Origin of the sequence: Trichloromonas sp. (assembly GCF_041583255.1) — a bacterium.
Lineage (GTDB): Bacteria > Desulfobacterota > Desulfuromonadia > Desulfuromonadales > Trichloromonadaceae > Trichloromonas.
The window spans coordinates 1-20,258 of the sequence record NZ_JBFHGD010000037.1; the positions used below are offsets into that span (position 1 = coordinate 1).

At 62.0% G+C, this 20,258-nt stretch carries 19 protein-coding genes; 12 read left to right on the top strand and 7 right to left on the bottom strand.

Features of this window, described 5'->3' with window-relative positions:
• Positions 1-88: 88 nt before the first annotated feature.
• Positions 89-352, bottom strand: a complete 264-nt coding sequence (locus tag ABYV89_RS04830) for a hypothetical protein (RefSeq protein WP_432821804.1) — start codon at positions 350-352, stop codon at positions 89-91.
• Between the two features lie 251 nt (positions 353-603).
• Here ABYV89_RS04830 and def point away from each other — a divergent pair, with 251 nt between their 5' ends.
• The 8 genes from def to ABYV89_RS04870 all read left to right on the top strand — a co-directional run bounded on the left by def (position 604) and on the right by ABYV89_RS04870 (position 8,989).
• Positions 604-1,122, top strand: coding sequence for a peptide deformylase (def, locus tag ABYV89_RS04835; protein ID WP_432821805.1), 519 nt, complete (start codon positions 604-606; stop codon positions 1,120-1,122).
• Between the two features lie 29 nt (positions 1,123-1,151).
• Complete coding sequence (gene fmt, locus ABYV89_RS04840) at positions 1,152-2,060, top strand: methionyl-tRNA formyltransferase (RefSeq protein WP_432821822.1); 909 nt, start codon at positions 1,152-1,154, stop codon at positions 2,058-2,060.
• 131 nt (positions 2,061-2,191) lie between these two features.
• Positions 2,192-3,022, top strand: coding sequence for a zinc metalloprotease HtpX (gene htpX / locus ABYV89_RS04845; RefSeq protein WP_432821806.1), 831 nt, complete (start codon positions 2,192-2,194; stop codon positions 3,020-3,022).
• Positions 3,023-3,101: 79 nt separating this feature from the next.
• The gene (rsmB, locus tag ABYV89_RS04850; protein WP_432821807.1) at positions 3,102-4,457 is read left to right on the top strand and encodes a 16S rRNA (cytosine(967)-C(5))-methyltransferase RsmB; all 1,356 of its coding nucleotides are present in this window, start codon (positions 3,102-3,104) and stop codon (positions 4,455-4,457) included.
• 85 nt (positions 4,458-4,542) lie between these two features.
• Complete coding sequence (gene rpe, locus ABYV89_RS04855) at positions 4,543-5,208, top strand: ribulose-phosphate 3-epimerase (protein WP_432821808.1); 666 nt, start codon at positions 4,543-4,545, stop codon at positions 5,206-5,208.
• Positions 5,208-5,771: an NUDIX hydrolase gene (locus ABYV89_RS04860; protein ID WP_432821809.1), complete on the top strand. Its 564-nt coding sequence runs from the start codon at positions 5,208-5,210 to the stop codon at positions 5,769-5,771. The genes rpe and ABYV89_RS04860 overlap by 1 nt, the downstream gene beginning before the upstream one ends.
• A 59-nt stretch (positions 5,772-5,830) precedes the next feature.
• The gene (locus ABYV89_RS04865) at positions 5,831-7,066 is read left to right on the top strand and encodes a c-type heme family protein (RefSeq protein ID WP_432821810.1); all 1,236 of its coding nucleotides are present in this window, start codon (positions 5,831-5,833) and stop codon (positions 7,064-7,066) included.
• A gap of 75 nt (positions 7,067-7,141) precedes the next feature.
• Positions 7,142-8,989, top strand: coding sequence for a bifunctional homocysteine S-methyltransferase/methylenetetrahydrofolate reductase (locus tag ABYV89_RS04870; RefSeq protein ID WP_432821811.1), 1,848 nt, complete (start codon positions 7,142-7,144; stop codon positions 8,987-8,989).
• On the opposite strand, the gene grxC is transcribed toward ABYV89_RS04870, so the two are convergent.
• On the bottom strand, positions 8,967-9,239 hold the full coding sequence (gene grxC, locus ABYV89_RS04875) for a glutaredoxin 3 (protein ID WP_432821812.1): 273 nt from the start codon (positions 9,237-9,239) through the stop codon (positions 8,967-8,969). The two genes, ABYV89_RS04870 and grxC, sit on opposite strands and share 23 nt — an antisense overlap.
• Positions 9,240-9,333: 94 nt before the next feature.
• Here grxC and ABYV89_RS04880 point away from each other — a divergent pair, with 94 nt between their 5' ends.
• From ABYV89_RS04880 to ABYV89_RS04895, 4 genes are all read left to right on the top strand, one after another.
• Positions 9,334-9,756 (top strand): hypothetical protein, encoded by a 423-nt coding sequence (locus ABYV89_RS04880; RefSeq protein WP_432821813.1) that lies wholly within the window; start codon positions 9,334-9,336, stop codon positions 9,754-9,756.
• 247 nt (positions 9,757-10,003) lie between these two features.
• Positions 10,004-12,028, top strand: coding sequence for an FAD-dependent oxidoreductase (locus ABYV89_RS04885; RefSeq protein WP_432821814.1), 2,025 nt, complete (start codon positions 10,004-10,006; stop codon positions 12,026-12,028).
• A gap of 96 nt (positions 12,029-12,124) precedes the next feature.
• Positions 12,125-14,671 (top strand): molybdopterin-dependent oxidoreductase, encoded by a 2,547-nt coding sequence (locus ABYV89_RS04890; protein WP_432821815.1) that lies wholly within the window; start codon positions 12,125-12,127, stop codon positions 14,669-14,671.
• Between the two features lie 84 nt (positions 14,672-14,755).
• Positions 14,756-15,067 carry a cupin domain-containing protein gene (locus ABYV89_RS04895; RefSeq protein ID WP_432821816.1) on the top strand — a complete coding sequence of 104 codons (312 nt, stop codon included), beginning with the start codon at positions 14,756-14,758 and terminating at the stop codon, positions 15,065-15,067.
• A 71-nt stretch (positions 15,068-15,138) separates the two neighbouring features.
• On the opposite strand, the gene ABYV89_RS04900 is transcribed toward ABYV89_RS04895, so the two are convergent.
• The 5 genes from ABYV89_RS04900 to ABYV89_RS04920 all read right to left on the bottom strand — a co-directional run.
• Positions 15,139-16,467, bottom strand: coding sequence for a DUF3422 family protein (locus ABYV89_RS04900; protein ID WP_432821817.1), 1,329 nt, complete (start codon positions 16,465-16,467; stop codon positions 15,139-15,141).
• Positions 16,468-16,581: 114 nt separating this feature from the next.
• Positions 16,582-17,100 (bottom strand): lipocalin family protein, encoded by a 519-nt coding sequence (locus ABYV89_RS04905; protein WP_432821818.1) that lies wholly within the window; start codon positions 17,098-17,100, stop codon positions 16,582-16,584.
• Positions 17,101-17,105: 5 nt separating this feature from the next.
• Positions 17,106-17,516 carry a CoA-binding protein gene (locus ABYV89_RS04910; RefSeq protein ID WP_432821819.1) on the bottom strand — a complete coding sequence of 137 codons (411 nt, stop codon included), beginning with the start codon at positions 17,514-17,516 and terminating at the stop codon, positions 17,106-17,108.
• A gap of 11 nt (positions 17,517-17,527) precedes the next feature.
• Positions 17,528-18,949 (bottom strand): NADH-quinone oxidoreductase subunit N, encoded by a 1,422-nt coding sequence (locus tag ABYV89_RS04915; RefSeq protein ID WP_432821820.1) that lies wholly within the window; start codon positions 18,947-18,949, stop codon positions 17,528-17,530.
• Positions 18,946-20,258 (bottom strand): complex I subunit 4 family protein (locus ABYV89_RS04920; RefSeq protein ID WP_432821821.1); only part of this gene is annotated, 1,313 nt, incomplete at its 5' end. The genes ABYV89_RS04920 and ABYV89_RS04915, both read right to left, overlap by 4 nt.

Sequence of the window (20,258 nt, forward strand, 5' to 3'; positions counted from 1 at the left end):
CGGGATGGTTTGATCGCTGAAACGCCCGGGGCCCGAAGCAATTGCTTCGGGCCCCGGGCGTTTGCGTTGACTGGCGGCGGTGTCCGGTTTAGGCGGCGGGGTTGACTTCCCGGGCCGCCAGGGCGGCGGCGCAGATGGCGGCCGGTATGGTGGACCCTTTGCCGGTGGCAATGGTGTGGCTGTTTTGGGGATTGGTCACCAGGTATTCATAGAGTCCGTCCACGCTTTTGCCGCCATAACGGCAGGGGGACCCCAGCCGGGAGAGGACTTTCCAGGCGTCGAGGATGCCGAGTTCAGGGGGGGTGGCGTCGGTTTGGTCGAGCAGGTGGGCGGCGATCAGGCGTTCTTTCATGGCGAGCTCCTCACGGATTGGGCTGAACGGTGTGGGAGGTGACCGGGGTGCTGTTAATTAAAACATGGGGTAATTTTTAACGCGTATGGTTTACAGTTTCGCAGAAGATTCTAAGAAAAGCAAGGGGGGCGCAGGGAATTTTCTCTTTTTTCGGAGAGGTTTGAGCTTCGGCTTAAGGTTGACTTTGGCCGCTGCCTGAACGTATCATAATAACTGGCTATTTGACGCTAAACCCGATCAAGAGATTCGTTATGTCCATATTGCCCATCAGGCACTACCCGGATCCGGTTCTCAAGCTGATTGCCGAACCGGTTGCCACCGTCGATGCCGAGTTGCGCCGGCTGGCGGCCGACATGGCCGAGACGATGTACGCGGCCCCAGGCATCGGCCTGGCCGCGCCGCAGGTCGGAGTCTCCAGGCGCATGGCGGTGATTGACTGCGCCCCCTCGGGGGAGCCGCCCCAGCTTTTTACCCTGATCAATCCCGAAATCATCGAACGGGAGGGGGACTCCTGCGAAGAGGAGGGGTGTCTTTCTGTTCCCGCCTATTACGCCAAGGTGGATCGCAGCGCCAGGATCCGGGTCCGCTATCTCGATCTCGATGGGCAGACCCGGGAGCGTGACGCCGACGGCCTGCTTGCCATCTGCATCCAGCACGAGCTCGACCACCTCGACGGCATCCTGTTCGTCGATCATCTTTCCCCGCTCAAAAAGGGGATTTTCCGCAAGAAATACAAAAAAATTCTGGAACAGCAACGGGAGCAGATGTGATCAAGCCTCAGGATATCCGAACCGTGTTCATGGGAACGCCGGAGTTTGCCCTGTCGACTTTGCAGGGACTGATCGATTTCGGCCTCAATCTGTGCGCCGTCTACACCCAGCCGGACCGACCCAAGGGGCGCGGCAACAAGCTGGCGCCGCCACCGGTCAAGGAGCTGGCCCTCAAATATGACATCCCCGTTTACCAGCCCGTCAAGCTGCGCGACCCGGCGGTCGTCGAAGAGCTGCGGCAGCTGGCGCCCGACCTGATCGTGGTGGTGGCCTTCGGGCAGATCCTGCCCAAGAGCGTGCTGGAGATCCCCCAATACGGCTGCATCAACGTGCACGCCTCGCTGCTCCCCCGGTATCGCGGGGCGGCGCCGATCAATAAGGCGATCGTTGACGGCGAGAGCGAGACCGGCGTGACCACCATGTACATGGATGTCGGCCTCGATACCGGCGACATGCTGATCAAGCGCACCACCCCTATCGGTGACCTTGAAACGGCCGGAGAGCTGTACGTTCGTCTGGCACAGATCGGCCGCGAAGCGATGGAAGAAACCCTGCGGCAGCTCTGCGCCGGTACCCTGGTGGCGGAGAAACAGGACGACGCCCTCACTAACTACGCGCCGATGATGAAGAAAGAAGACGGTTGCATCGACTGGACCCGCAGTGCCCGCCAGATTCACAACCAGGTGCGCGGGCTCGACCCCTGGCCGGGGGCCTACACGACCCTGCAGGGGGAGGTGCTGAAGATCGCCAAAACCGCGGTCGAGGCCGGCTCGGGGACTCCCGGTTCGGTGCTGTCCGCTGCCGCTGACGGTGTGCGCATCGCCTGCGGCGACGGCATACTGCGGGTCGGCGAGCTGCAGCTGCCGGGGAAAAAGCGCCTGGCCGCCGCCGATTTCCTGCGCGGCTGCCCGCTTCTTCCAGGGACTTTGCTCGAGTGAGCTGCCCTCGCTGGCAGACGGTTTTAATGACGGCGCCCCTTGATTTCATCCGGCGCCGTCATTATATTTTAGAGGAATGCTGCCCGGCTGCTGTTGAAAATGAATAAACAATCCTGAAAGGTGATGACCGTATGAATACCCTGCGTACCGTTTTTCTGATGACCCTGCTGACGCTGGTGCTGGTCGGCGCCGGCGGCGCCCTTGGCGGCCAGGGGGGCGCCCTGATCGCCCTGGTCATGGCGGCGGTGATGAACCTGGGCTCCTACTGGTTTTCCGACAAAATCGTGCTCAAGATGTACCGCGGCACCGAAGTGACCAGCGGTCCGCTGTTCGAAGTGGTTCAGGAGATCTGCCAGGGCAACAGCCTGCCGATGCCCAAGGTCTACACCCTGCCCCAGCCGACGCCCAACGCTTTCGCCACCGGGCGCAACCCGCAGCATGCGGCGGTGGCCGCCACCGAGGGGATTCTGCAGATCCTCACCCGCGACGAGCTGAAGGGGGTGATGGCCCACGAAATGAGCCACGTCAAGCATCGGGATATTCTGATCGGCTCGATCGCAGCGACCATCGCCGGGGCGATCTCCTATATGTCGCACATGGCCCAGTGGTCGATGCTCTTCGGCGGCCGCGATGACGAGGACAGCAACCCGGTGGCGATGATCCTGATGATGATCCTGGCGCCGATAGCCGCGATGCTGGTGCAGATGGCGGTCTCCCGCTCCCGTGAATACGAGGCCGACAAGGGCGGCGCCAGGATGTGCGGCAATCCCCATTATCTGGCCAGCGCCCTGAAGAAACTCGAAGCGGCCAACAGCCGGCAGCCGATGCCGAAGGTCAACGAAGCCACCGCCCATATGTTTATTGTCAGCCCGCTGCGAGGTTCCGGATTGAAGTCGCTCTTTTCCACCCACCCCCCGGTCGAAGAACGGGTGCGGCGCCTGGAAAGTATGACTATCCTCTGATTCCGCGGTTACAGATCATCCCGCTGACCAGGGGCGCGCTTTGCGCGCCCCTGGTTTTTTCCGTTGAAAGGTTGCCTCCTTGTCTACTGCCAATCCGCGCCAGCTGGCGTTTTCCATCCTCTGCCGGGTCGATGAAGGGGCCTATGCCGACCTTACCCTCGATGCCGAACTCGCCAGGGCGGGACGGATCGATCCCCGCGACCGGGGGCTTGTCACCGAGCTGGTCTACGGGGTACTGCGCCAGCGCGGGCGTCTCGATTTTGCCCTGACCAAATTCTGCAGCAAGCCGCTGGCCAAGGTCGAACCAAGGGTGCTGACCCTGCTGCGGCTCGGTGCCTATCAGCTGCTGATGCTCGATCGGGTGCCGGCCCCGGCCGCCGTGCACGAAACCGTTGAACTGGCCCGGCAGGAAAACCTTGAGCGGGCCACCGGCTTTATCAACGGCATCCTTCGTTCAATCATCCGGCAACAGCAGGAAATTGCCTGGCCCGATCCGGCGGACGCGGTGCCTTACCTGGAAAAGCTGATGGCCTTTCCCCACTGGCTGGCCAAGTCGTGGGTCAGGCAGTTCGGTGCGCAGGAAGCGGTGGTGATCGGCGAGGCCCTGCTGCAGCCGGCGCCCTTCACAGTGCGGGTCAATACGTTGAAAATCAGCCGCGAGGCATTTCTTGAGGCCTTGGCGCAGAACGGTTTCGAGGCCCGACCGACCGCCTACGCGCCCGAGGGGGTGGTCATCACCGCCCGCAGTGGCGGACCCATTCCCGGCGACGCCGAAGGCTGGTACCAGGTGCAGGACGAGGCGAGCATGCTGATCGCCCACCTGCTCGGGGCCCGGCCGCAGGAGCGGATTCTCGATGCCTGTTCGGCTCCCGGCGGCAAGACCACCCATGTCTGTGCCCTGGGCGAGAACGCGGTTGCTGTGCTGGCTCTCGACCTGCATCCGCAACGGGTGCGGCTGGTGGAGAGCGGGGCCCGCCGGCTGGGCTGCCTGGGGATTGAGACCCGGGCCTGGGATCTGACCCGTGTGCCGGATTTCCTGTCGCCGCAGAGCTTTGACCGGGTGCTGGTCGATGCGCCTTGCAGCGGTCTCGGCGTGCTTCGGCGCAACCCGGAGATCCGCTGGCGACGGACCGCCAAGGACGTCGCCCTGATGGCCGAGCAGCAGCGGTTTATCCTGGCCAATGCGGCCGCCCTGGTCAAGCCCGGCGGTCGGCTGCTCTACTCGCTGTGTACCCTGACCGCCGAGGAGACCGCCGGGGTGGTTCAGGCGTTTCTGGCCGCCCATCCCGAATTCGAGCAGGAGGATCTGCGCGGGGCGGCCCCGGCCCATTGGCAGGAGCTGTTCGCCGATGACGGCTGCCTGCACACCTGGCCTCACCGGCATGACGGCATGGACGCCTTTTTCGCCACGGCCTTTCGTCGCCTCAAGGGCTGACACGGGATAATTTACTTTGGCCCAGACGGTAAATCTGCTACAAAGAAGAGCAGTTATCGTCTTTATACCTATTGGAGTCGCGAGCATGGTAAAAATAGCACCTTCGATCCTGTCGGCGGATTTTGCCCGCCTGGGGGATGAAATCCGGGCCATCGAGGCCGCTGGCGCCGATTATGTGCATATCGATGTCATGGACGGTCACTTCGTGCCCAATATCACCATCGGTCCGCTGGTGGTCGACGCGGTGCGCAAGGTGACTTCGCTCCCCCTCGACGTCCACCTGATGATCGAAAATCCCGACCTGTATATTCCCGACTTCGTCAAAGCCGGAGCCGATATCATCACCGTGCACCAGGAAGCGGTTCCCCACCTGCACCGGACCGTGCAGCTGATCCACAGCCTCGGCAAAAAGGCCGGTGTTTCCATCAATCCGGCGACCCCGGTATCGACCCTCGAGGTGATTCTCGACGAGCTCGACCTGGTGCTGGTGATGTCGGTTAATCCCGGTTTCGGAGGCCAGAGCTTCATCCCCGCCTGCCTGCCGAAGATCGAAGCGCTGCGGCGCGAAATCGAGCGGCGCGGCCTGGCGGTGGAACTGGAAGTCGACGGCGGGGTGAAAACCGACAATATCGGCCGAATCGTCGCCGCCGGCGCCGATGTGCTGGTGGCCGGCAGCGCCGTGTTTAACACCAGCGACTACCGGGCCACCATCGATACCCTGAAAAGGAATGCCATTTCGGTAACCGTCTGATGCTCGATCACGAACTGGTGCGGCGCCGACTTGGTCGGCAGCCCCACCTGCCATTGCCGGATGCCGGGCTTCGCCCTGCTGCGGTGCTGCTGCCGCTGTTCAGGCAAGGGGGGGAGGACATGGTCCTGTTTACCCGGCGTACCGAGACGCTCAACCACCACCGGGGCGAGATCTCCTTTCCCGGCGGCGCCTGGCATGCCGGCGACGCCGGCATGGCCGCGACCGCCCTGCGGGAAACCGAGGAGGAGATGGGGATTGCCGCCGCCGACGTCCGCATGCTGGGGCGGCTGGATGACTGTATTTCAATTCATGGTTACCATGTGGCCCCGTTTGTCGGCACATTTCCCTATCCATATCGGTATACTGTAAATAGTGATGAAATTGCCGAGGTGATCGAACTGCCGTTGCAGCGCCTGCGCGACCCCGCCATCTATCACGAAGAAGACTGGCGGCACAAGGGCCGGACTTATCCGGTCGGCTTCTACACGGTGGACCGGCACCAGATCTGGGGACTGACCGCGGAAATCCTCCGCCAGTTTCTGCAGCGGGTGTTTCCCGCCTGAGAGTCGGGCCGACACGGGCGGCCACCGGTCGTTTCAGCCCCAAAAAGGAGAGAACTGTCATGGACCTGTTCCGCAACCGCGGGCTGCAGACCAAGATCAACCTGATCATCCTGGTTATTCTCCTGGCGTTTTTCGGCCTCTTTTCTTTTGTCAGTTTCAGGCAGCAGAAGAACTATATTGTCGAGGAGGCGGTGGAAAAGGCCCGCATCATCGCTTCGACAGCCATTCGCAGCCGGCAGTATGTGTCCAGCCAGCTGCAGGCGGGCGGGGTCGAATTGACCCGGGAACGCTACGGCCTCATCCCCCAGGTGGTTTCGACCCGCCTGGGCGGACTGGTGGCCGAAGATCTCGGCTACTCTATCCGCCAGATATCCGAACGCTACCGTAACCCCAAGAATGCTCCCGACCCTTCCGAGTCGGTGATGCTCCAGCAGTTTTACCAGGACCCTTCACTCGAAGAGACCTATCGGGTGACCTATCTCGACGAAGAACCGATATTCCGCTACCTGCACCCTTTTATCGTCGAGCAGAGCTGTCTGCCCTGCCATGACGTGCCGGCCGAGGCTCCCGCCTTTATCCATGAAATGTTTCCCGATAAAACCGAGCAGTCGTTTCATTACCGTATCGGCGAGGTGATCGGGGCGGTTTCGGTGTCGATTCCCATGGGCAAGCTGCAGGCGCAGATTCAGAAAAAAGTCCGTACCGATCTGCTCTACTCGGGCGGGGTGCTGCTGGCCCTGGTCTGCTGTCTCGGGTTGCTGATCCGGGTGGCGGTCACCGCACCGCTGGCTCGGCTCGGGTTGGTGATCCGGGACATCGTCCGCACCGGGCGCTTTGAAAAACCGATTCCCCGCCGCGGACGGGATGAGATCGGTACCCTGATCGATGGTTTCAACGATATGATGGTTCGTCTCGGCGAGAAGACCGCACATCTGGAAGAGTCGGAAAAACGCTTCCGGGTGCTGACCGAGACGGCCCGCGACGGCATCATCTCCTTTCTCGGCAACGGCCAGATCATTCTTTTTAACCGCCAGGCTGAGCGGATTTTCGGCTACAGCAAGCGTGAAGTCCTCGGCGTGTCGGTGGCGCGCCTGGTGCATGAGGAGTGTGCCGAGTTTCACAGCGCCGGCGTCGAAGGCTACCTCAAGAGCAATGCGGCCCAGCTGGTTCGCAAGCTGCACAAGTTCCCCGGCCGGCGCCGGGACGGGGCGATCCAGAGACTGGAGCTGTCTCTCGCCGTAGCCGAGTCGGAAGGGCACCTGTTCTACACCGCCATCGTCCGGGAATGTTCCTAGCCTGTCGTGAGGAGCAGGGAGGGGGACTTGTCTCCCCTCTTTGCGCCTCACCCGTCACTTCTCACGGATAGTCCCATGCCCAGTAGTCGCCACCGCAGCCAGCGGTTTCTCGAGCAAATATCCCAGCAGGTCCTGGTCGGCGACGGCGCCATGGGAACCTTGCTGTACAGCCGCGGCATCCAGCTCGACACCAATTTCGAATATCTCAACCTGCGTGACCCGGAACAGATCCGTCGCGTGCATGGCGACTACCTGGCCGCCGGGGCGCAGCTGCTGGAAACCAACACCTTCGGTGCCAATGCCCTGCGTCTGGCCGGTTTCGGCCTTGACGCCCAGGTTCGCGACATCAACCTGGCCGGGGCCCGCCTGGCTCGGGAGGTCGCCGGTGACCAGGCCTTTGTCGCCGGTTCGGTCGGTCCGCTCGCCCGTCCCCGGGGCGAGGTGGCGGTTTTGCCCCGCAGTCAGAAAGAGGCCGTGTTGCGGCAGCAGATGGAGGCGCTGGCCGAGGGCGGCGTCGACCTGTTTATCCTGGAAACCTTTTCCGACCTGGATGATCTCGAGCTGGGGCTCGAACTGGCCAAGGGGTTCGGTCTGCCGGCCATTGCCCAGATGGCTTTTCTGCAGGAGGGCCGTACCCGCGACGGGGTTTCCGCCGAGGTGGCGGCCGGACGGCTGACGGCGGCCGGGGCAGCGGTACTTGGCGCCAACTGCGGATCCGGCCCGCGCGAGCTGCTGCAGGTAGTGTCGCGCATGGCGGCGGCTTCGAAGCTCCCCCTGTCCGCTTTCCCCAATTCAGGGTTCCCCGAGTTTGTCGACGGTCGTTACATCTACCTGGCCACCCCCGAGTATTTCGCTGCCATGGGGCGGGAACTGGCGGCGGTGGGGGCGGGATTGGTCGGCGGCTGCTGCGGCACCACACCGGAGCATATCCGGGCCCTGGCCCAGGCGCTGGAGGGGCTGCGCCCGGCGGCCGTGAGCCGCGCGGTGAAGGCCCCCGAGGCGGAGGTCGCCCGCCCGGCCGCAGCCGTTTCGGAAAAGAATTTTCTCTGCGAATGGGGACGGCGGCCGGTGGTGACGGTCGAACTCGACCCGCCGCGGGGATTGAACTGCGACAAGGTGCTGGCCGGCGCCCGGGCTCTGGCCGCTGCCGGGGTCGACGCCATCAGCCTGGCGGAAAACCCGCTGGCCCGTATCCGCCTGGGGAACATCGCTCTGGCCAACACCATCCAGCAAGCCACGGGCACCGAGGTGATCGTTCATGTCACCTGTCGCGATCGCAACCTGATCGGACTCCATTCCGAGCTGATGGGCGCCCACCTGCTGGGCATCCGAAACGTGCTGGCGGTCACCGGCGATCCGGTCGCGGTCGGTGGCGAGTCAGGAGCAACCAGCGTTTTCGATCTCAACTCGATCGGCCTGCTTGAGTTGCTCAATGCGCTTAACAACGGCAAAAATTCTCTCGGGGCCGAATTGGAAGGGCAGACCCGCTTTCTGCTTGGTGCCGCCTTCAACCCGAACCTGCCGAGCATGGACGGTCAGCTGCGTCGGCTGGGTAAGAAGATGGCGGCCGGGGCGCGTTTTGTGCAGACCCAGCCGGTCTATTCGATCCGGGTGATGGAGGAGATGCTGGAGCGAACCGCGGATCTCGACATCCCGGTGCTGGTGGGGATTTTGCCGTTGGTCAGTGAACGCAACGCCGAGTTCCTGCATAACGAGGTTCCCGGCATTACCTTGCCCGACGAGGTGCGGATGCGGATGCGGGGCAAGCAGGGGGCGGAAGGGGTCAGGGAGGGGATGTCGATTGCCAGGGAACTGGTCGAGGCGGGGCGGGGCAAGGTCGGCGGCTATTACCTGATGCCGCCCTTCGGCAAGGTTGAACTGGCGCTGGAGCTGATGGAGTTCATCCGCCGCTCGGCTGCGTGAGCTCGAGCAGGCGGTTGAGCAGTCCCTGTTCATCCAGCTCGAACAGCTCGTCGCAGCCGCCGATGTGGGTGCCATCGATGAAAATTTCCGGGACCGTTTCCCTGCCGGAGCGCTTGACCATCTCTTTCGCCCGTGGCCGGTCGTCGGCGATGTCGTATTCCTGAAAACGGACCCCCTTGATGCGCAGCAGTTCCTTGGCTCGCCAGCAGTAGGGGCAATAATTCTTGGTATAAATCTCAACCGGCTTCATTGGGTGGTTTCTCCGCTTTTTGGCAGGACAAGGGCAGTTTAGCGCAGGATGACGGACTGGCAAGCATTTTTTTTGCAGCAATAAGGAGACCTTCATGGTGGGGAGAACCGTTTGGCGCTGTTTCTCTGCAGCATTGATGCTGCTGGCTCTGCTGGCCTGTGCCACTGTGGTGCGACCGGTGGAGATGTTCCCCGCGAGTAATGAGGACTTTGCCAAGCGATTGCGCTGGCTTGATTATTCAGGTGCGGCGCAGCACATGGCTGAATCCGTACGCGGTGATTTTCTCGAACGTTTTGCTGACAACGAGGATCTCCGGGTCGTCGATTTCGATATCGAGCGGGTTGAGTTCCGGGCTGACGGCCGGAAGGTCATCGTCTGGCATGTCCTCGAATATTACATGTTGCCTTCGGCGACGGTGAAAAAGGAGCGAATCCAACTCGAATGGGAGTTTCGCGAAGAGAATAAATTACTGCCCGGCACCTGGTCTATTATTTCTGAATTCCCCCGGCTTCCGTAAAAAATCCTGTCGGCCCGATTTTTTTCCGAATGGTTGGTTAAAGTGCCCGCCGATTCCGAACGACCCCGTTACAATGGGAAATGCGCAAATTTTGCCTTGCTTTAGGTCTTCCATTTGTGCTATCTAACTGCATACTGTATACAAGATAGGGGGAGGCGATCGCCGAAAGGGCGCGGTCTTTCCCCTTTTACAAGGGGTTTCCGTTCGTTTGTTTGCGGTTAAGAATGGGTTCCACAGGAGGTCGATCTTGTCTCAAGTCATTTTTTCCAGCTGGGGAAGAAACATTGTAGATAATCGCCAGGGAGGTAGCGCCGAAGCCGAGGGCGCCTACCAGAAGATGCCGGTCACTTTCGACGGCAGCCGTCCCTGGGGTGCTTTCATGGGGTGGGACGGTGTCATCGTCACCGACCCCAAAGTCGACGTGGTCGCCATGGCGGCCGAGTATGCCAGGCGGGTGCAGGAAGATTACTGCTGCGCCAAGTGCACCCCGGGCAAGCGCGGCACCAGGGTCATGCAGGACACCCTGGCCCGGATTCTTTCTGGCCACGGCGAGGAAGGCGATCTGACGACCATCGAAACCATCGGCGACCTGATGCAGAACTGCAAATGCACCCTGTGCATGACTTCTGCAGTGCCGGTGATCGATACCATCAAGCATTTCCGGGCAGACTACCTCGCCTACATCGGCGGCGAGCGCAAGGCCAAGTCCGAGTCCCGGTATGTGGATAAGCTGACCGCGCCCTGTCAGGACCGTTGCCCGGCTCACATTGACATCCCGGCGTATATCGAAGAGATCAAGGACTACCGCTTCGAGGAATCACTTTCGACCATCCGCGAGAACATGCCGCTTCCTTCGGTGTGCGGCCGGGTCTGTCCGCATCCCTGCGAGACGGCCTGCCGGCGCAAGAATGTTGATGAGGCGGTCAGCATCATGGTGCTCAAGCGAACCGCCTCCGATTACGAGTGGCAGCATCATCAGAACCCGCCGATGCAGGCGAAACCACGCAAAAACAAGACCGTGGCCGTGGTCGGCGCCGGCCCTGCCGGCCTGGCGGCCGCTTACTACCTGGCCCTTGAAGGCTACCCGGTCACCATTTACGAAGCGTTGCCCGAAGGCTTCGGCGGCGGCATGATCGCCGTCGGCATCCCCGCTTACCGTATGCCCCGTCATATCCTGCAGCGTGATATCGATATCATCAGCGCCCTGGGGGTCGAGATTATCTACGGCAAGCGGGTTGGCAAGGATATCACTCTGCCCGAGCTGAAGGAAAAGTACGATGCCGTCTTTCTGGCTCCCGGCGCCCATCGCTCCAAGCCGATGGGGGTCGAAGGGGAAGACAAGGGGTATAAAGGCTTCCTCCCCGGCGGGATCGATTTTCTCCGTGAAGCCTACATGGGCAAGCCGACCGGCATGGGCAAAAAAGTGGTCGTCGTCGGCGGCGGCAACACCGCTATCGACTGTGTCCGGGTCGCCCTGCGCGAAGGGGCCGAAGAATCGATCCTGCTCTACCGGCGTTCCCGTAAGGAAATGCCGGCCGATGTCTGGGAAGTCGATGGCGCCGACGAAGAAGGGGTAAGATTCGAGTTCCTGGTCCTGCCGACCAAGATCATCGTCGATGATAAGGAGCAGGTTACCGGTGTCGAGTGCGTCCGCATGGAGCTCGGTGAGCCCGACGCTTCCGGGCGACGTCGGCCGCAGCCGGTGGAGGGGAGCGAGTTCGTGGTAGAGTGCGATACCGTCATCCCGGCTATCGGCCAGGATCCCGACCTTTCCTTCATCCCCGAGAAAATGGGGATCGATATCACCAAGTGGAACACGGTGGTGACCAAGTCGCTCCCCCTCAAAAGCCCCAAGGGCCGGGATCTCAACGACCCCATGGGCAACCCCCTGAGCCGGACGCTGATCACCGACCTGGAAGGAGTCTTTGCCGGCGGTGATGCCGAGATCGGACCGCTGACCGTGGTTGCCTGCGTCGGCAACGCTCATCGCGCCGCCCGGGTCATTCAACGCTGGCTCGAAGAAGGCAAGGCGTATCTGAGCGACGAAGAGATTCTCGAAGACATCCTGAGCCACGTCAGTGTCTACGACAAAAATGAGCAGGTGCCCTGGCTCGATTCGGTTGCCCGGGCCCACCAGAAAGAAATTCACGGTCGCGAGCGGGCCAGCTTGAAGAACTACTGCGAAGTGGAACTCGGCTTCACCGACAGTCAGGCGGTGCAGGAAGCGGAACGCTGCCTCCGCTGCTACCGCGTCGCCATGCTCGCCATGTAAATGAGAGAAACGTTACCAGGTTCGAGGGGTTGGGGAGCCGGTGTGAACCGTGCCTTGGCCCTTTCGTCTTTAGCCAGGCTTTGAGGTGAAAATCATATGGTCACTTTGACAATTGACGGCAAGACAGCTAGTGTGCCCGCTGGATCGACGATTCTGGACGCTGCCCTGCAGGTGGGTGTACGGATTCCGACGCTCTGCTGGCTGCAGAAAGTTTCCCCGACCGGCGCCTGCCGGATCTGCGTGGTGGAGATCGAGGGCGTGGCCCGGCCGATGACCGCCTGCAATACCCCGGTCAAGGAAGGCATTGTTGTCACCACTCAGTCGGAGAAGTTGTTCGCCATCCGCAAGCAGATCGTGGAGCTGCTGCTGGTCAACCATCCCCTCGATTGCCCGGTCTGCGATGCCGCCGGTGAGTGCGATCTGCAGAACGTCTGCTACGAATTCAACGTCACCCGGCAGCCCTTCGAGGCCGAGGATGTCAATCCCCCGGAGATCAACGCCTGGCCGCTGATTCAGCAGGTTCCTTCCCGCTGCGTTCTGTGCGAAAAGTGCGTCAAGGTCTGCCACGAAACGGTCGGTTCCAGCGCCCTGTTCGTCAACGACAAGGGGGACAAAAGCTTCGTCGACAAGAATGTCGATCTCTGCGAGTTCTGCGGTAACTGTGTCTCGGTCTGCCCGACCGGAACCATGATCTCCAAGACCTTCAAGTTCAAGGCCCGCCCCTGGGAACTGACCAAAGTTCCGTCGGTCTGCACCTACTGCCCGAGTCACTGCCAGATCGACGTCAACGTCAGAAACGGCAAAGTGCTGCGGATGACCTCGGAAGACGGGACGACCGTTAACGACGGCAACCTCTGTGTCGGCGGTTTTTTCGGCCATGGTTACCTCGATGCCCCCCAGCGGCTGACCCAGCCGCTGGTCAAGTCCGCTCCGGCCAGCTGGGACGAGGCGCTCGGCCTGGTGGCCGGCAAGATCCGCGAAGTCGGCCCTTCTGCCGTGGCGGCACTCGGTTCGCCCCGCTTGAGCAACGAAGAAAACTACCTGCTGCAGAAACTCTTCCGGGTGGCGGTAGGTACCAACAATATCGACAGCGAAGCCCGTTTCGGTTCTCTGCGCGCCCTCAGCGCCCTGAAGGCGGCACTGGGCGTCGAGGGGGCCAGCAATACCATCGAGAGCATCGCTCTGGCCGATGCCGTGCTGGTCTTTGGCGCCGATGTCACAGCAGAGGCTCCCGCGGTTGACTGGCAGATTGAAAAAGCTTGCCGCAAACAGAACGGTAAGCTGGTCGTTGCCAACATGCGCCAGGTCAAGCTGACCCGCTATGCCAATACCCATCTCAATTACAAGCCCGGCTCCGAAGTGGCCCTGGCCGGTGCCCTGGCCAAAATCATCCTCGACAAGGGCCTGGCTGACGAGGACTACCTGGCCAAATACGTGAAGAATGCCGCCGACATCAAGAAACAGCTGAAATCGGTGAATTTGAAAAAAGCGGTCGAGGCGACCGGCGTCAGCGAAGCGTTGCTCGAAGAAGCCGCTGCCTACCTGGGCAACGCCAAAAACGTCGCGATGATCTTTGGCGCCGACGTGACCCGCAGCGAAGGGGCCAAGGACAAGGTGCTGGCACTGGCCAATCTCGCTCTTGTGTGCGGTGCGGTCGGCAGCGAAGCCGGCGGACTTTTTCCGATCGACGAAAAAGGCAATACCCAGGGGTTGCTTGATATGGGCGTGGCCACCGACCTGCTCCCCGGTCTGAAAGACTTTTCCACGGCCAAAACCGAATTCGAAAAAGCCTGGGGCACTGCGCTGCCGGCCAAGGGACTCGATGCCCAGGGGATTCTCGAGGGAATCGAAAAAGGCGAGATCAAGGTGCTCTACCTGGCCGCGACCAATCCCGCCGTATCCTTCGCTGACAGCGGTCGCTGGCAGAAGGCGCTCGATAAGGTCGACTTCCTGGTGGTGCAGGATATCCTCGCCTCCGGTCTGACCGAGCTGGCCGATGTGGTGCTGCCCGGCGCCGCCGATGTCGAAAAGAACGGCAGCGTGACCTCCCTCGATCATCAACTCAGCAAACTCGGCAAGGCCCGCAAGCCCGTCGGTGATGCCCGTGAAGATTTCGAGATTTTCGCGCAGCTCTACGCGCGCTTGGCGCCCAGGGCCGAAGCGGTCAGCCTGGCCGCTGTCATCGCCGAAATCAAGCAGCTGGTGCCCGCTTACGGCAAGGCCACTGCCTGCGGTGGCGGAAAATGCCGCCACGCTGTTCGCAGCCGGTTCGTTCCGGCCGAGCAGAGCATGACCTTCTCCGAGGTCAAGGGGCCGGATGCTGCGGCCGAAGGGCTCAAGCTGCTCAGCGGCAAGATTCTCTTCCACTTCGGAACCACTTCGACCTTTGCCGACGGCACCCTGGTGGTGGCACCTGCCGGCTATGTCGAAATGAACCCTGCAGATGCCGAAACCTGTGGCGTCAAGGACGGCGATGCGGTCAAGGTGACCTCCGCCGCCGGCTCGGCCCAAGGGAAGGTCAAGCTCAGCAGCAAGGTGCAGGCCGGGCTGCTCTTCGCCCCGTACCACTTTGCCGAGATGAACATCCAGCAGGTCATGTCGGCAGGGAGCAATCTGGCCGCCGTTCAGGTCAGCAAGGCTTGAAATTATCAGCCGTTCTGATGTAAGCTCATGGCGCCCCGGCGATAGCCGCCGGGGCGCCTTTTATTTTTTTCGGGGGAGTGCCGCATGACAACCGTATTTCACGATTACAAGGACAAGGTCGCCTTCAACAAGGAAAAAGCCGGCAAGATCGCGCTGGCGGAAACGCCCCATTCCAGAACCACGCTCTGGTGCCTGCTGCCCGGGCAGCACATCCATCCGCATGTGCATGCCGGCGATCATATCTGGGTGATCCTGGAGGGGGTCGGCAACTTTCTCGGCGACACCCCGCGCGAGGTCGCTCCCGGAACGGTTTTGATTGCACCGGAGGGGATCGCCCACGGGATCGAGAATACCGGCCAGGAAGGCCTGGTCTTTGTCAGCATCTCGGCCGGGTAGCTTCTCCGGTCCGAATAAAACGAAAAAAGCCCCTGTCATTGCAGGGGCTTTTTTCGTTTCCAAGGAAGACGTCAACCGTGGGAGGTGTTTTGCTCCTTCCCCAGGGGATCCTTGATCAGACGGTGCTTGATGCGCTGGGTCATCCACCAGACCAGTGCGACAACCGCCGGTACGGCAAAGGCCAGCACGACCTTTTTCTCCAGATGCCAGTGCTCCAGCGGCAGGCCGCTGAGCAGATAGCTGACCAGCCCGACCATGTAATAGCTGATGGCTGCGACCGAAAGACCTTCAACCGTTTCCTGCATGCGAAACTGCAGCCGGCTGCGGCGGTCCATGGAGGCGAGCAGGCTTTTGTTCTGCTCCTGCATGGTCAGGTTAACGCGGGTTCGCAGCAGGTCGCCGGCCCGTTCGATGCGCCGTGACAGGTCTTCGAGGCGGTTCTGTACCGATTCGCAGGTGCGCAGGGCCGGAACCAGTCGCCGGCTGAGAAATTCGTTGACCGACATGTGCTCTTCCACCTCGACCTCGCGGATATTCTGCAGTCGGCTGAGGACCAGATCGTGATAGGCGCGGGTGGCGGAAAAACGATAGTTGGTTTCGGTTCGGTATGTTTCCAGCCGCGCGGCCAGACGGGACAGGCGGTACAGCAGTTCCCGCTCCGCCCTGCTGCTGTCGAGGGTGGAGAGGCTGCCGAGCATGTCGGAGAGTTGACGATCCATTTCGCTCAAGTCCGGGGCGATGCGCTTGGCGATCGGCAGGGAGAGCTGGGCCAGCAGCCGGTAGGTTTCCAGTTCGATGACCCGCTGCACCAGCCGGCCCATCTGGTAATCGTCGATGCCGAGATTGCGGATATGAAAACGGCCGAAGCCGTCGCCGTGCAGCTTGAAGGCCGTGCACAGCTGGGCCTTGCCGTTCTTCGGTCGGCTGATAATGAGTTTTTGCCCTTCGAAATGCCGGCTGAGCACATCGAGATCGCAGGGGGTGCTGCCCTCCTCGACGACCAGGTGGAAGGCGGCGACCGCTCTTCCCGGCAGGGCACCGAGCCAGTCGGCGGGGAGCAGCTGCAATACCGTTGTGTCGAAGGGGGTCGGGCTGTCCTGGCAACTCGAGAGGAAGGTCACGGCATAGAATTCCATGTGCCGCTCCCACCTCACCGAAAAGCGGCCCAGGTCCTGGATGAAGGAAACCGTCTCCGGGGCCGGTTGGTTGACGCTGTAGCGGCGGCAGAGGTCGCAGAGCAGGTCGAAGGCCGCATCCATCTCCGCCGCCTCGGCGCGAAAGGCCAGATGGGTCAGCTTTTGCGGCGTGGCCACCAGGTGGAACGGGCGGGCGTGCAGTTCGTCGTAGAGGGCGTCGCGCAGGGGGTGGGTGGAAAAGGGCAGGCAGAAAAAATCAGGCATGGGGGTAAGCGGTCCTCGAATTTGTTGTTTTCAGCACGGGCAGGCCCAGGCTTTGCCAGTCCGGGTTGCTGCCGGCGAAGGCTAGCAGAAACGACCGACGTCTGACAAGTTTTTTCATGGTTCAACCTGGTCGACTAAAATAAGTTGGTCGGTAGCAAATCCGAGGTTTTCGGCTTGTCTTAACAATTGCTGCAGAACCGGGGAGGGCAGCCTCGGAGTTCTGGCAAGAATCCAGAGATAAGAGCGGTTGGGACCGCAGACCATGGCATGGCCGTAGTCGGCCCTGTCCAGGGCGATGATGTTGTAGCTGGCGTAAAAGGGTCCGAAGAAGGAAACCTTGAAAGCCCCGGTGCTGGGACTGCCAAGTAGATACGCTTTCCCCTCGGCCTGCTTCCACTGTCCGGAAGTGGGGTTGTAGCCGCGGTTTAATACCCGGATGCCGCCATCTTCGCGAAGAGAATAGGTCGCCGTGACGCGGGTCAGGCCCCGCTCGAAGGAATGGTCGAGGCGGGCGATCTCATGCCAGGTGCCCAGATAACGGTTAATCTCGAAGTCTTCGACTGCCGTGATGCCATCCGGGGTCCGGATACAGCCGGTCAGCAGCAGAAGCAGCAGGGTCAGAAGACGTTTCATCGCTTTCAGTGCTCGCTGTAGCCGAGTACCACCAGCAGGCAGCTGCCGTCGGCAATGACGTTGATGCCGGCGTTGCGGCAGGCTTCCACTGCGGCCGGGCTTTCGGCGCCGGGCTGCATCCAGATGTTCTTGATCCCCTTGGCGATGGCGGCTTCAACCACTTTTTCCGTCACCTGCGGCGGTGTGATCATCGAGATGCTCTGCACCTCGGCGGGGAGTTCGGTGACCGAAGCTGCACAGGCAAGGCCCTCGATCTCCTTTTGGGCCGGATGGACCGGAATCGCCCTGCGCCCGCGCATCAGGTAGCAGCGCAGCACCTTGTTGCCATACTTGTCGCGATTTGGGGAAGCGCCGACCACGCCGAAGGCCGGGGATTCGAGGAAAGTCGCGATCTGTTGGTCGATGGTTGGATTCATTGAAATACTCCTTATCCGGGTAAAATGGTCAAGACCAAATCGAGCAGCGGGCCGGGATAGAGGCCCAGCAGCAGGGTGGCGGCCAAGCAGAAAGCCAGTACCCCGTGTTCTTCGAGGACACCGCGATGCAGGCACACTGCGCGCTCGTCGGCCATGAAGAGAACGATAATCGGTCGCAGGTAATAGGCGATAGAGAGGATCGAGGCCAGCACGCCGAGCAAGGCCAGGCCCAGGTAGCCTGCTTCGATGGCGGCATAGAAGACGCCGAACTTGCCGATGAAGCCGGCCGCAGGCGGTACTCCGGCCAACGACAAAAGGAAAAAGGCCAGCGCCGCGCTGCGCCGCGGGTGGTGATAACCAAGGCCGGCCAGGTCAGCGTACTCCTGCGGTTCCTGCCCCTGGATGGCGAAGGAGGTGATCACGCCGAAGGCGCCGAAGTTGGCGGCGGTGTAGACCACCAGGTAGAAGACCACCGCACTGAAGCCGGCGCTGCCTCCAGCGAGGAGAGCGATCAGCACATAGCCCATGTGAACGACCGACGAGTAGGCCAGCATGCGTTTGATGTTGGTCTGCCGCAGGGCGCAGAGGGAACCGACCAGCATGGAGAGGACCGCCAGCGCCCAGAGGACCGGGGCCAAATCGGCCAAGGACGGAGTCGGAATGCCCTGCATGACGACAATCAGGGCGGCCAGCAGCGAACCTTTGGCGCCGGTCGACAACAGGGCGGTGACAGGCGACGGAGCACCCTGGTAGACATCCGGGGTCCACAGGTGGAAGGGGACCAGTGAGGCTTTGAAGCCGATGGCGCACAGCAGCATCCCCCAGCCGAGCAGACCCAGGGGGCGCAGGCCCGATTCGGTGCCGAGTCCAGTCATCGCCTCAGGGAGATGGAAGGTGCCGGTGGCGGTGTAAATCAGGGCGATGCCGAAGGAAAGCAGGCCGGTAGCAACAATCCCCATGACCAGGTACTTGAGTCCGGCTTCGGTGCCAAAGGCGCAGTTTTTGTCGATGGCGATCAGGATGTAGAGGACCAGGGTGAAGGATTCAAGGCCGAGAAAGATCCCGATCAGTGAGGTGGCGGCGGAGAGCAGGCCCATGCCGGCGGCGGCAAAGAGGACCAGCGAGGTGTACTCACCGCCGGGGAAGTGGCGGTCCTCACCGTAGCGCAGCGAGAGGAGCAGGCACATCCCTGCCGACAGCGACCAGAGGACGGTGAAGAAGCGGGCGTAGGGGCCGCAGCTGAACATCCCTGAGACCTCGGCCAGAGGTGCCGGCCAGAAGGCGGCAGCGATCGCCGCCGAGACGGCCGTGACCACGCCGATCAGGATCAGTGGACGGCGGGCCGGTTTCCAGGCGCCGATCATGAGCACCGAGGTGGAGCCGAAAACCAGGATCAGCAGCGGCAGCAGGGAATAGAGTTCGAGTCCGCTCACGGCAGCCCTCCCTGTGCCAGCATTAGCCCCTCAACCAGCAGTCGCACCGGTTCCTGCAGCGGTTGCAGAAAGGGGCCGGGATAGAGGCCGAGCCAGAGCGTCACCAGGGCCAGCGGCGTCAGCGCCAGCAGCTCGCGCCAGGAGAGGTCGGGCCAGTTGCGCCCAGGTGGGCGGGTGCCCCAGAGCACTCCCTGGACCATGCGCAGGATGTAGGCGGCGGCGAAGACCACGCCGGGCAGGGCCAGGGCGCCCCAGAGCGGATTGCGCTGGAAGGTGCCGGCAAAGACCAGGATTTCGCCGCTGAAGTTGGCCAGTCCCGGCAGGCCGAGAGAGGCCAGCGAGAAGAAGAGGAAGAAAGCAGCCAGAATCGGGGTCTCCTGCCACAGACCACCGAGACGGTCGAGATCGCGGGTGCCGGTGCGGCGGCGGATCATCGAAACCAGGGCGAACAGGGCGCCGGTGGTGACGCCGTGCGCGGCCATTAACAGAATCGCTCCTTGCAGGGCGATCGTGGTGCCGGCAGCCATGCCGAGGAGGACCACGCCGAGGTGGGAAATGGAGGAGTAGGCAATCAGGCGCTTGATGTCGTTCTGGCGCCAGGCAATCCAGGCGGCATAGTAGATGCTGACCAGGGCCAGCGCCGCTAAAAGCGGCAGGCTGGCGGCAGCCGCCACGGGAAATAGGGGAAAGGCGAAGCGCAGAATGCCGAAGGCACCGGTTTTCAGCAGCAGGCCCGCCAGGTCGAGAGAGCCGGCGGTCGGCGCCACGGTGTGGGCGTCGGGGAGCCAGGTGTGCAGGGGGACGACCGGCAGCTTGACCAGAAAGGCGAGTATGAAGCCGGCATAGAGCCAGGGCTCCAGGGCGCCGAGCTGGGTCTGCTTGAGGGCTTCCAGGGCGAAGGTGTAGTCGCCGGTCTGCTGGCCGTGCAGCAGGTAGAGCCCGAGCATGGCCAGCAGCATCAGCAGGCTGCCGGTCAGGGTGAAGATGAAGAATTTAACCGCCGCGTAGACTCGTGGGCCGTGTCCCCAGACCCCGATCAGGAAAAACATCGGGATCAGCATCATCTCCCAGAACAGGTAGAAGAGGATCAGGTCACTGGCCAGAAAGACGCCGAGAATCCCCGATTCGAGCAGCAGCAGCAGGGAGTAGAAGAGGGCGGCGTGTTTCTTCTGGTGCCAGGAGATGATCGTTACGATCACCTGCAGAAAGCCGGTCAGCAGCACCATCAGCAGGGAGATGCCGTCCATGGCCAGAGTGAACCGGCAGCCGAAGCGCTCAATCCAGGCGGTATCCTCGAAGCCGTACCAGC

Excerpts from the sequence above, each read along its gene's own strand:
- htpX (WP_432821806.1), top strand. The coding sequence starts at position 2,192 with ATGAATACCCTGCGTACCGTTTTTCTGATGACCCTGCTGACGCTGGTG.
- grxC (WP_432821812.1), bottom strand. The coding sequence starts at position 9,239 with ATGAAGCCGGTTGAGATTTATACCAAGAATTATTGCCCCTACTGCTGG.
- ABYV89_RS04910 (WP_432821819.1), bottom strand. The coding sequence starts at position 17,516 with ATGAATCCAACCATCGACCAACAGATCGCGACTTTCCTCGAATCCCCG.
- rpe (WP_432821808.1), top strand. The coding sequence starts at position 4,543 with ATGGTAAAAATAGCACCTTCGATCCTGTCGGCGGATTTTGCCCGCCTG.
- fmt (WP_432821822.1), top strand. The coding sequence starts at position 1,152 with ATGGGAACGCCGGAGTTTGCCCTGTCGACTTTGCAGGGACTGATCGAT.
- ABYV89_RS04880 (WP_432821813.1), top strand. The coding sequence starts at position 9,334 with ATGGTGGGGAGAACCGTTTGGCGCTGTTTCTCTGCAGCATTGATGCTG.
- ABYV89_RS04870 (WP_432821811.1), top strand. The coding sequence starts at position 7,142 with ATGCCCAGTAGTCGCCACCGCAGCCAGCGGTTTCTCGAGCAAATATCC.
- ABYV89_RS04895 (WP_432821816.1), top strand. The coding sequence starts at position 14,756 with ATGACAACCGTATTTCACGATTACAAGGACAAGGTCGCCTTCAACAAG.
- def (WP_432821805.1), top strand. The coding sequence starts at position 604 with ATGTCCATATTGCCCATCAGGCACTACCCGGATCCGGTTCTCAAGCTG.
- ABYV89_RS04905 (WP_432821818.1), bottom strand. The coding sequence starts at position 17,100 with ATGAAACGTCTTCTGACCCTGCTGCTTCTGCTGCTGACCGGCTGTATC.
- ABYV89_RS04890 (WP_432821815.1), top strand. The coding sequence starts at position 12,125 with ATGGTCACTTTGACAATTGACGGCAAGACAGCTAGTGTGCCCGCTGGA.
- ABYV89_RS04830 (WP_432821804.1), bottom strand. The coding sequence starts at position 352 with ATGAAAGAACGCCTGATCGCCGCCCACCTGCTCGACCAAACCGACGCC.
- ABYV89_RS04860 (WP_432821809.1), top strand. The coding sequence starts at position 5,208 with ATGCTCGATCACGAACTGGTGCGGCGCCGACTTGGTCGGCAGCCCCAC.
- ABYV89_RS04900 (WP_432821817.1), bottom strand. The coding sequence starts at position 16,467 with ATGCCTGATTTTTTCTGCCTGCCCTTTTCCACCCACCCCCTGCGCGAC.
- ABYV89_RS04865 (WP_432821810.1), top strand. The coding sequence starts at position 5,831 with ATGGACCTGTTCCGCAACCGCGGGCTGCAGACCAAGATCAACCTGATC.